Raw genomic sequence first — 10,485 nt, 5'->3', positions numbered from 1 at the left:
AGTGTAAGCACCAAGGAGACAACAGGTTTTACAATAACTTCGCAGCACTTAAGTGCGAAGCAGAGTAGTAACTAATTACGCTTTTTTAGCAGCGCGTGGAGCAGCTTTAGCTGTAGCTTGGGAAATTTGATTTACGGCTGTGTTCAAATTTGCTTCCAATGTTTCAACAGCTTGTTTAGTTGATTTATTGAACTGATCATAGCTTGCGTTAGCATTGCCGATGGCTGATTTCAATAAAGCGATTGCATTTTCAGAACCGGCAGGTGCATTTTTGGAAACTTCTTCAACAAAAGCCACTACTTTACGGTTTGTTTCAGCAACATGCGCTTCAGCTGCTTTAGTGAATTCTGCTTGTGCACCAGAAGTGATAGAAGCCAAGTGACGAGCATAAGCCACTGCTTTATCTGCATTTGGTTGAGCGTGAGCAGCAGTCAAGCTAAAAAATTCTTGTGCGTCTTTAGCTGAGATCAATTGTTTGGCAGCAATGTTTGATTCTTCAAACGATGTTTTTGCTACAGTCATATTCAATTCAACTACTTTTTCTACGCTTTCAATCGCTTTGCTAGTGAAAGCAGACAACATAGCGAGTTGTGCATCAAAATTTGCTTTGGTTGCTGCAGAAAATTGTTCAGGTAATGTAAACATAAAGTCCTCTTTAGAGTGATGTGTTAAATTAAGGCAATAAATGGTGTGTTACGTTTTCTGTTTCAATTTAAGTGGTTCAATATTGTGCAGCGCAACAAAACACATTTTAGAGTAAATTTTAGGCATGTCAAGCAAAATTTGTGCATTGCGTCAAATTGTTTTTCATCTGTTGTAAGATGAAAATACATTTGCTTTATGGCATTAATTAATTCGTCAACTTCCTCCATCAACTTCAACAACTGAGCTCATCTTCTACTATTTATGTGACAATATGATGAACTATTAGCTATACATAGCGTCCCAGCCTTAAATTATCTTAAAAACACCACAGAGGAACAGCATGATTGAAACCGAAGAACAAAAGATTGTTGATGAAGTTATTGCGTCGAGAAGGTCAATTCGCGCCTTTTTGCCGACGCCGGTTGCTAGGGATGAGATACAGAAAATAATTGAAATTGCTGCACGTGCACCTTCAGGGAGCAACACGCAACCATGGAAGGTATATGTGTTGATAGGCGAGGTAAAGCAGCAACTTAGTGATGAAATTTTACAGGCGCACAATAATCCTCATAGTGCCTACAAAGAGGAATATCACTATTATCCAGTGCAATGGCTTAGCCCATATTTAGAACGTCGTCGTAAAATCGGTTGGGATTTGTATTCTTTACTTGGTTTAGGTCGGGAAAACAAAGCAGGTATGCACGCACAACATGGTCGCAACTTTATTTTTTTTGATGCGCCGGTCGGGATTATTTTTACGATAGACCGCGTCATGCAACAAGGCTCCTGGCTTGATTACGGCATGTTCTTGCAAAATATTATGTTAGCTGCCAAAGCGCGTGGCTTAGATACTTGTCCGCAAGCTGCATTTACCCAATACCATCAAATTATTCATAAAACACTTAATTTATCAGACCAAGAAATGGTGGTTTGCGGTATGTCTTTGGGTTATGCCGATACAACTAAAATCGAAAATACTTTAGTTACCGAACGCGGTACTTCTATCGTTAAATTTGTGTAAGGCGTTTGTTGCGACTGCATTAACGGGCTTTAATTGAGGGCCCGCTTTGCTTGCAACGCAGTTCATTTATTTTGACTTTTCGTAAGAATCAAAAAATCCACAAAATATTTGTAAAAATACATGCTTCTTTCCTTTAAATAAACTTCCTAAGTCATTAATTTACTTGTAATTTAGCTGCAATTTGTTAAACTTTGATTAGTGCAAAAACTATCGTCAAGAGACACCAAAAATGCTGAAATTTTCTACCGCATTTGCCATTGCTTTACTGTTTTCCAGTACCACAATTGTAGAAGCTAAAACCCAAACAACAGATCAAACTACTGCTGCATCGACTGCAGCAGCTACTCCGTCCACTGGAAAAGCGGCAACAAAAAAAGCTACTGTCACTAAAAAAGCTACTACTACAAAAAAAACGGCAAAAAAAGCCACCAAAGCGAAATCAAAAAAAACCAAGGCTAAATCAAGCAAAGTAGCTGTTGTCCCTGAAAAACAAAGTTTTGGTGATTTAGAAGGCTTACAGCGCACCCAAGATCCGCTCGATCTTAAATCCAGTGCCGCTTTAGTGATTGATCAAGCCAGTTCCCAGGTATTGTTTGAAAAAAATTCCTCGGTCTCTTTGCCTATCGCCTCCATCACAAAACTTATGACTAGCTTAGTTGTGCTGGAGGCTAATCAAGACATGGATGAAGTATTGCTTGTGACCAATGAAGATATTGATACCGAAAAAGGCAGTAGTTCACGTTTAAAAATCGGTTCTAAATTAAAGCGCTCTGATATGTTACACATCGCTTTGATGAGCTCAGAAAATCGCGCTGCTTCCAGTTTGGGGCGTAATTATCCGGGTGGATTGCAGGCTTGCGTTGCTGCGATGAATGCGAAAGCAAAATTGTTGGGTATGACGGAAACTCATTACGTAGATTCAACTGGGCTTTCCAGCCAAAACGTGGCTAGCGCCCAGGATTTGGCCAAATTGGTGAACGAGGCTTACCATCAAACACTCATTCGCCAATATTCCACCGACACTAAATATGCAGTTTCCCCGGGTGGGCGCACACTGGAATACACCAGTTCAAACCGGTTAACTTCCAATGCAGATTGGGAAATAGGCTTGCAAAAGACCGGTTATATTACTGAAGCGGGACGTTGTTTAGTGATGCAGGCCATGATAGAAGGGCGTGCTGTAGTGATGGTATTTTTGGATTCCAAAGGAAAGTATTCACGTTTTGCCGACGCCGGACGAATTCGTAAATGGCTGGAAACAATTAAACCGCCAGTACCAAAAACGGTAGTGCAATAAGGGATTGAATAGGCGGTTGAAAATCAGGAAGCGTGTGCACATTTTGTGCTCACGCTAGTTTTTATCAAATTAGCTCATATCCCAGGGTTGCCGAAATCTGTTTTGCAGTAGCAATTAAAGGATCCAGCCAGTCTTCCATCAAACGATCTGCCGGAGCTGATATGGATAAGCCGGCGATCAACTTGCCGCTATCATCCATAATTCCTGCTGCCATACAGCGAACGCCTAACTCCAACTCTTCATTATCGCGTGCGTAGCCTAGCAATCTGACTTGCAATAATTCGTGTTCCAGCTTGCTTAAATCAGTAATTGAATTGCGATTGTGTCCAGCTAAGCCTGTACGTGTGGCATAAGCACGTATAGCTTTGGGTTCATCGACGGATAAAAATAATTTACCGGTTGACGTTAAATGTAGCGGTGCACGACCACCAATTGCGCGTACAACCTGCATACCGGAACGCTCGGAAAATGCGCGGTCAATATAAACAATCTCATCGCCTTGGCGTACTGATAAATTGACCGTTTGATGAGTTTGGCGATGTAACGAGCGCATTGCTTCAATTGCCGCTTCGCGTACGTTTAAGCGGCTTTTAACTACGTTGCCCAGTTCTAATAAACGCATTCCCAGCCGATACGTGCCTGGCTCCGAACGATCAACAAAACGCGTCAGCACCATATCATTTAAAATGCGGTGCGCAGTTGAAGGGTGCAAGCCAGTTACTTTGGATAATTCTTTTAAACTGACAGGGTCAGGATATTTAGCTAAAGCATTAAGCAAGGACACCATTCTTTCAATGACTTGAATGGAGGTTTTGCTGGGATCGGTAACAGGAGTGCTGGAATTCATTTTTCACGATGTGGTTGGTGCGATGCGGCATTTATTTTATCTCACCATGTGAAAAATAGGGTGGAAATACGCTGTATTCCGTAAAATTTATTACCATGACTAGCTAGGTTGTAACTTCCTTGTCTCTTTTTGCCCTTATTATTTGCCTCATCTATATAAGCCGCAGAAACACGGCAACATGTTGCCGTAATGAATTCAAGCAATAATAGACAGTATTCAGTAATTACTAAAAAACGAAAGTATAAGCATGTCAGAACACGACCCACAGCCGATTAGTGAATTCAAAAGTAAAAGTGGTTTAAAACGGATTTTTTCGGCGTTCTTTTATTCCATTGATGGTTTTAAATCTGCATGGAAACAAGAGCATTCTTTCCGTCAGGAATTAGTGTTGGTCACCATAGGTATTGTTGTTGCGTTGTTCTTACCTATTTCCGCATACCAAAAGTTAATGTTAATTGTGGTGCTGCTTTTTATTCTGATCGTGGAATTAATCAATTCAGCAATAGAAGCCGTGGTGGATCGGGTTTCTTTAGAGCGTCATACCTTATCTAAAAACGCTAAAGATTTTGGTAGTGCAGCGGTTTTCTTAGCCGTGTTTATTGCTGTGGCAACATGGTCAGTGGTTTTGTATGAGCGGTTTAGTTAAATGGTGTAGATAAATGCGGTGAAAAAGTAAGAGCAAGCTACAGCTAAGAAAACAATAAAAAAGCACGGTTCGCCGTGCTTTTTTATTGCGTTTACCCCGAGAACAAATTTTCTAGGCCACTAGTTTTATGTAAATAATCACTGAATTTAATAATATTATTTACAAGTCCATGAACTATGTTTCATTTTAAATGACTAAATACTACTTAATTATTAATTTATCAATTAAACCTGAGCCTAGCTAAATGTAAGCAGCTTTGTCAGAAGGTAGTTTGATTAAGTAAGTCAGTATTCTTTAATCATTGCATTGAAACAGGAGTTACACATGAAGGCATCACAACAAGGCTTCACCTTAATTGAATTAATGATTGTCATCGCTATTATTGGTATTTTGGCGGCGGTAGCGGTTCCGCAATATCAAAACTATATGAATAAGGCTAAGTTTACAGAGGTCATTTCTGCAACCGCACCACATAAATTAGGAGTGGTGTTGTGTATTGCAGATTTAGGAATTAATACAGGTTGTGATTCCGGAAAAAATGGTATTCCAAATGAGATTACTTCAGCAACTACTGGTCACGTGGGTAGTTTGAAAGTAAAAGATGGATTAATAACGGCAACGGCAGCTACAAAGCTCGGGCAAACTGAACCTCCAACTTATATATTGGAGTCCAAAGTAGAGGAAGATGGTGTGGCAGCTTGGGTGGTTAAAGGAACCTGTGCTTCAGCGGTACCAAAACTTTGTTGATTCTTTAGTTTGAAGTAAAAAAAACACGAAATTTTCGTGTTTTTTTAACGTTCATTAAATCGCAAAATTATTTTTAGCGCCCACTAATTTTGCTGGCGGCACGTTTTACAGCCGATATTTGTGCCGTTGGCTTGCGAGCAGGTTGGCTAGGGCGAGCAGTACTCTTCACAGCTACGCTACTTTTGCCGGCAACTTTATTGCTCCCTTCATGCCGATTTACTTTTGCGCTTTTATTGCTTAACGGCGCTCCAGTTGCAAACCTTGGGTCTGCACCATTCTTAGCACTATTCATCACCATCGGTTTCTGGTGACGTTTTACTGCCGCCAATTTAACCGCCAATGGTGAATGTTCGGATGGTACCAAATGCTTATCGCCACTGCCGATTAAATCGCGTCGCCCCATACGTACCAAGGCTTCACGGATGATAGGCCAGTTGTCTTGATCATGATAACGCAGCAGAGCTTTATGCAGACGGCGGATGCGGCCGGTGCGTACTGTTTCCACCACTTCAGAATCTTCAGTTACTTTTTTCAGCGGGTTTTTACGGCTATGGTACATGGCGGTAGCTAGCGCCATCGGCGTTGGCATAAAGGTTTGAACCTGATCGAGCTTGAAGTTATTTTTCTTGAGCCAGAGCGCAAGGTTTAGCATGTCGTCATCGGTCGTGCCAGGATGGGCGGCGATGAAATACGGAATTAAATATTGCTGTTTGCCAGCTTCTTTTGAATACTTTTCAAACATGGCTTTGAATTCATCATACGCGCCCATGCCCGGTTTCATCATCTTGGATAATGGTCCAGCTTCGGAATGTTCCGGTGCGATTTTGAGCAAACCGCCTACGTGATGCGTGACTAATTCTTTGACATATTCTGGCGATTTAACAGCCAAGTCGTAACGCAGACCGGAGCTGATCAAAATCTTTTTGATGCCGGGCAGTGCGCGTGCTTTACGGTACAGCGAAATTAGTTTGCTGTGATCCGTACCTAAGTTGCTGCAAATGCTCGGGTAGACGCAGGACAGGCGGCGGCATGATTCTTCAATGCTTTTTTCTTTGCAGGCCAAGCGATACATATTCGCAGTCGGGCCACCTAAATCAGAAATAACGCCGGTAAAGCCTTTGACTTTATCGCGAATTTCTTCAATTTCTTTTAAGATCGACGGCTCAGAACGGCTTTGAATAATCCGTCCTTCGTGCTCGGTGATCGAGCAGAAAGTGCAACCGCCAAAGCAGCCGCGCATGATGTTGACGGAGAAGCGGATCATGTCCCAGGCAGGAATTTTAGCATTGCCATAACTTGGGTGCGGAGCACGGGCATACGCCATGTCGTATACGCCATCCATCTCATCCATCGCCAGCGGTAACGGCGGCGGGTTCATCCATACATCACGGTTACCATGTCCTTGTACCAAGGCGCGAGCGTTGCCTGGATTGGAGTCCAGATGGAATACGCGTGAAGTATGTGCGTACAGCACTGGGTTATCTTTAACTTCGTCGTAGGATGGCAGACGTAATACGGTTTTTTCACGGATCGCAATGCTATTGGCCAGACGTTCTTCGCGGCTAACTATTTTGATCGGTTTGATTGTTGCCGCTTCGATTTCTGCAGCGCTGGCGGCGTTGCTCGATGTGGTGGCGCAAGTTTCGTTAGACTCAACGCCGGTCATCATATACGGGTCGATATGTTCTTCGATTTTGCCCGGGGTATCGACTTTGACAGAGTTGGTTTCGATCCAGTCTGCGTTTGGCTTCCAGCCGCTTGGGACGATAAAAGCGCTACCGCGCAAGTCGCGGATGGTGCTGACTTTTTCACCGGCTGCCATGCGATGAGTGAGCGATAACAAGGCGCGTTCGGCATTGCCAAACAAGAGAATATCGGCTTTGCAATCCAGCAAAATGGAACGTTTAACAGTGTCTGACCAATAGTCGTAATGCGCAATGCGGCGCAAACTAGCTTCAATACTACCGGCAACGACGGTGACACCCGGATAAGCTTCGCGTACTTTTTGGCCGTATACCATTACCGCGCGGTCTGGGCGTTTACCGGCTTCACCGTGCGGTGTATAGGCGTCATCGGAACGGATTTTGCGGTCCGCTGTGTAGCGGTTGACCATCGAATCCATATTGCCGGCGGTAATGCCGAAGTACAAATTAGGTTTACCCAGCGTGCGGAACGCGTCGACCGAGCGCCAGTCCGGCTGGCTGATAATACCGACCCGGAAGCCGTGCGACTCCAATAAACGTCCGACTAACGCCATCCCAAAACTCGGATGATCGATGTAGGCGTCGCCAGTCACTAAAATCACATCGCAACTATCCCATCCCAGCACCTCCATTTCGGCACGCGACATCGGTAAAAAAGGCGCAGGTTTAGCCGTTTTTTCACGATAGGCAGGATAAGAGAATAGATTTTCAGGTGCGGTCATGACGTGGGGGCGCGAGTAGCAGGTAGAGTGGCAATTCTGCGGCGGGTGCAGATTCTGTAAGGCGGTAGTATACGCTGTTTTTGGATGTTGCGTTGGTTATGGAGTTGCTTAAATTTTAGGCGTTATATTTTATTTTTTTACAACTTAGTATCTTTGGTATTATTTTGCAAATATCTATCTATGTTCTAATATTTATTTTTGGCTTATTACATACTGTCAAAAAATGGTATTTTTATCAATGATAAAGCCATTGGATACCTTGAGAATCATAAAAAATAGGGAGTAAATCTTTTTACTTCATTTAATTCAATTTGATACGTGATTTTTGCTTTTATAGTGGCCATTATTTAGGTGATAAATGCCGTTCTAAGTCCATGCTGGTATGCAATAGCCGAAGCACATCGATGATATTTCGCCATTGATCGTTGTTTATTCGAAATAAAATAAAATGCCGGCCTTTGCGTTTATTTCGGGCAATATGAAGTGTCCATAAATTGTGCCGATGTCGCTACGCTCTTTGGTGCCGATGATTGTGGGGCCAGCATTTAATTTTTTTGGCGCCAATGTGATCGTGTTGACGTAAATATTCGCTTGATCTATGCCAAAGTGATCTCGTGACCAGAGTACTATTTGGCGAATATCCGATTCGGCTGCAGCAGAAAGGCGAACCGCCCAGTGATTATCTGCCACTACGATTTAAGCACTTCAGAAGCCAATTTAGCCAGATGCTGTTCAAGTTCAGAGGGCGAATTAAAAAGGCAAGAAGCACCGGCTTCAATGTCCGCGATGCCAATTCGGGCGGCTTCACGCAGGGCAAGCAGCTTCATGTTATTTTCAACTTCACGCCGCTCGACTAGCCGTAATCCTTCACGCAGCACTTCGCTTGCGTTTTGATAACTACCAGACGTAACTAGTTGTTCAACAAAGCGGGCCTGATGATCGGTGAGTACAATATTTCTTGTTGGCATGAAAACCTCTCAGGCTAAATAGCTTAATTGGCATAGTATGCCATAAGAAATAGTGTATTTATGTACTTACCCCGCATCCACACTCATCATCCGCTCGACATAACGTGCAATCAAATCAATCTCCAGATTGACTTTAGCGCCAACTTGCAAGTGCTTTAAGGTCGTCACTTGCAGAGTATGCGGAATCAGGTTGATCGAAAATTCGCAGCATTCTGCAAGATCTTGCACCCGGTTGACGGTTAATGAAACGCCGTTTACTACGATAGACCCTTTGTAAGCCAGATATTTAGCTAAATTTTTTGGTGCTGCGATAACTAATTCAAACGATTCATTTACCTGTTTGAATGTGGTGACCGTACCCAACCCATCAACATGACCGGACACTAAATGGCCTCCGATCCGGTCGGCCAAAGTTAATGCTTTTTCCAGATTAACCGGGCCGGGCTGATCTAATCCTGATGTTAAATTTAAACTCTCGCGGGAGATATCGATGCAAAATTGCTGCTCTGTTTTGCTGACGACGGTCATGCAAGCGCCATTGATTGCGATTGAATCACCCAAAATAACATCGCTCATGGCTAATGCGCCAGCGTCAATACTCAAGCGCAGACCTGAGTCAGTTTGTGTAGATAAAGGAGTTACGGTGTTAATAGTGCCGACAGCGGCGACGATTCCGGTAAACATGGTGGTAAGCCTTATGAAAAATTAGGACGGGTAAAAGCGGGCAAGGACGCGTAAGTCCTCGCCAATTTGTTGAATCTGGCGAAAACGTAATCGGGTTTGTTGAGTAAGGTCGTCTAATGCTGGTAAGTCAAACAAGCCGCGTGCGTCGCCTAATAAACTGGGTGCTAAATATAGCAGCAATTCATCGACGCAGCCTTCGCGGATTAACGAGCCGTTTAATTTGGAGCCGGCTTCAATGTGCAATTCATTGATCTCTCTTCGACCTAATTCCAGCATCAGTGCTGGTAAATCGACTTTGCCATGCGCATTCGGTAAATATAGTAACTCTGCTCCGGCGGCGATCAGCCGCGCCTGTTGTTCGGGATTTGGTACTGCATACACAATTAATGCGCCACTTGAATCAGCGTAATTTAGTGCTTTGGCGGATGTTGGTGTTTGCAGTTTGCTGTCGACGATGATGCGTAATGGCTGTCGTGTTACCGGAAACGCGCGCACAGTGAGTTGCGGATTATCTTCTAGCAAAGTGCCAATGCCAGTCAAAATGGCGCAGGCGCGCGCGCGCCAATGATGACCGTCGGCGCGTGCTTCAGCGCCGGTAATCCATTGACTTTGATTATTGTGCAACGCTGTTTTTCCATCTAAACTGGCAGCGGCCTTCATGCGCACCCAAGGCTTGCCAGTTTGCATGCGCTTAAAAAAACCGATATTCATTTCGTGCGCGGCGTCTTCTAATACGGGACACTCCACGTCAATGCCCGCTGCTCGAATCCGTTCTAAACCACGGCCAGCAACTTGGGGATTTGGATCAAGAATTGCCGCAACAACGCGTTTTAAGCCTGCATTTACCAATGCATCGGCACAGGGCGGAGTACGGCCAAAATGACTGCACGGTTCTAAAGTAACGTACGCAGTAGCACTGCGCACATCGTACCCGTTAGCTGTAGCGTTACGTAAAGCCTGCACTTCGGCATGCGCCTGACCAGCAGGTTGGGTAAAGCCGGCCCCAATAATTTGCTGGTTTTTTACTATGACACAACCGACTCTGGGATTTGGCGTTGTGGTATTTAAGCCTTTTTCTGCCCATTCCAGAGCGATTTGCATGGCTTGCTGATCCGATAAAATGTCCACGCTGAGATTCTCTGATTCGATGAAGATGAGAGATTTTACCGTAATTAAACTGGTTTAACTTAGGCCTAGCTTAGGTG

General features: G+C 43.9%; 11 protein-coding genes. 4 read left to right on the top strand and 7 right to left on the bottom strand.

The genetic code is table 11. From position 1 onward, the window contains the following. Positions 1-75: 75 nt before the first annotated feature. On the bottom strand, positions 76-645 hold the full coding sequence (locus S2091_RS01315; RefSeq protein ID WP_105529968.1) for a phasin family protein: 570 nt from the start codon (positions 643-645) through the stop codon (positions 76-78). Between the two features lie 340 nt (positions 646-985). On the opposite strand from S2091_RS01315, the gene S2091_RS01310 reads away from it, so the two are divergent. Further along, positions 986-1,666, top strand: a complete 681-nt coding sequence (locus S2091_RS01310) for a nitroreductase (protein WP_105529967.1) — start codon at positions 986-988, stop codon at positions 1,664-1,666. A gap of 229 nt (positions 1,667-1,895) precedes the next feature. Next, complete coding sequence (gene pbpG / locus S2091_RS01305) at positions 1,896-2,963, top strand: D-alanyl-D-alanine endopeptidase (protein ID WP_105529966.1); 1,068 nt, start codon at positions 1,896-1,898, stop codon at positions 2,961-2,963. A gap of 64 nt (positions 2,964-3,027) precedes the next feature. On the opposite strand, the gene S2091_RS01300 is transcribed toward pbpG, so the two are convergent. Further along, positions 3,028-3,810, bottom strand: a complete 783-nt coding sequence (locus S2091_RS01300) for an IclR family transcriptional regulator (RefSeq protein ID WP_105529965.1) — start codon at positions 3,808-3,810, stop codon at positions 3,028-3,030. Between the two features lie 247 nt (positions 3,811-4,057). Here S2091_RS01300 and S2091_RS01295 point away from each other — a divergent pair, with 247 nt between their 5' ends. Next, complete coding sequence (locus S2091_RS01295; protein ID WP_105529964.1) at positions 4,058-4,456, top strand: diacylglycerol kinase; 399 nt, start codon at positions 4,058-4,060, stop codon at positions 4,454-4,456. Between the two features lie 324 nt (positions 4,457-4,780). Further along, on the top strand, positions 4,781-5,203 hold the full coding sequence (locus S2091_RS24620) for a pilin (protein ID WP_105529963.1): 423 nt from the start codon (positions 4,781-4,783) through the stop codon (positions 5,201-5,203). Between the two features lie 73 nt (positions 5,204-5,276). Here S2091_RS24620 and S2091_RS01285 read toward each other — a convergent pair whose 3' ends face one another. From S2091_RS01285 to ribD, 5 genes are all read right to left on the bottom strand, one after another. Beyond that, positions 5,277-7,628, bottom strand: coding sequence for a YgiQ family radical SAM protein (locus S2091_RS01285; protein ID WP_105529962.1), 2,352 nt, complete (start codon positions 7,626-7,628; stop codon positions 5,277-5,279). 429 nt (positions 7,629-8,057) lie between these two features. Next, on the bottom strand, positions 8,058-8,318 hold the full coding sequence (locus S2091_RS01280) for a type II toxin-antitoxin system RelE/ParE family toxin (RefSeq protein WP_105529961.1): 261 nt from the start codon (positions 8,316-8,318) through the stop codon (positions 8,058-8,060). After that, complete coding sequence (locus tag S2091_RS01275) at positions 8,318-8,596, bottom strand: type II toxin-antitoxin system ParD family antitoxin (protein ID WP_105529960.1); 279 nt, start codon at positions 8,594-8,596, stop codon at positions 8,318-8,320. Before S2091_RS01275 ends, S2091_RS01280 begins: the two co-directional genes overlap by 1 nt. Positions 8,597-8,662: 66 nt before the next feature. Continuing rightward, positions 8,663-9,280 carry a riboflavin synthase gene (locus S2091_RS01270; RefSeq protein ID WP_105529959.1) on the bottom strand — a complete coding sequence of 206 codons (618 nt, stop codon included), beginning with the start codon at positions 9,278-9,280 and terminating at the stop codon, positions 8,663-8,665. A gap of 21 nt (positions 9,281-9,301) precedes the next feature. Then, positions 9,302-10,408 carry a bifunctional diaminohydroxyphosphoribosylaminopyrimidine deaminase/5-amino-6-(5-phosphoribosylamino)uracil reductase RibD gene (gene ribD / locus S2091_RS01265; protein WP_105529958.1) on the bottom strand — a complete coding sequence of 369 codons (1,107 nt, stop codon included), beginning with the start codon at positions 10,406-10,408 and terminating at the stop codon, positions 9,302-9,304. Positions 10,409-10,485: the final 77 nt, after the last annotated feature.

The sequence above is a fragment of the Solimicrobium silvestre genome, from assembly GCF_002976435.1.
Taxonomy (GTDB): Bacteria; Pseudomonadota; Gammaproteobacteria; order Burkholderiales; family Burkholderiaceae_D; genus Solimicrobium; species Solimicrobium silvestre.
This window is presented reverse-complemented; position numbering and strand designations above follow the sequence as displayed.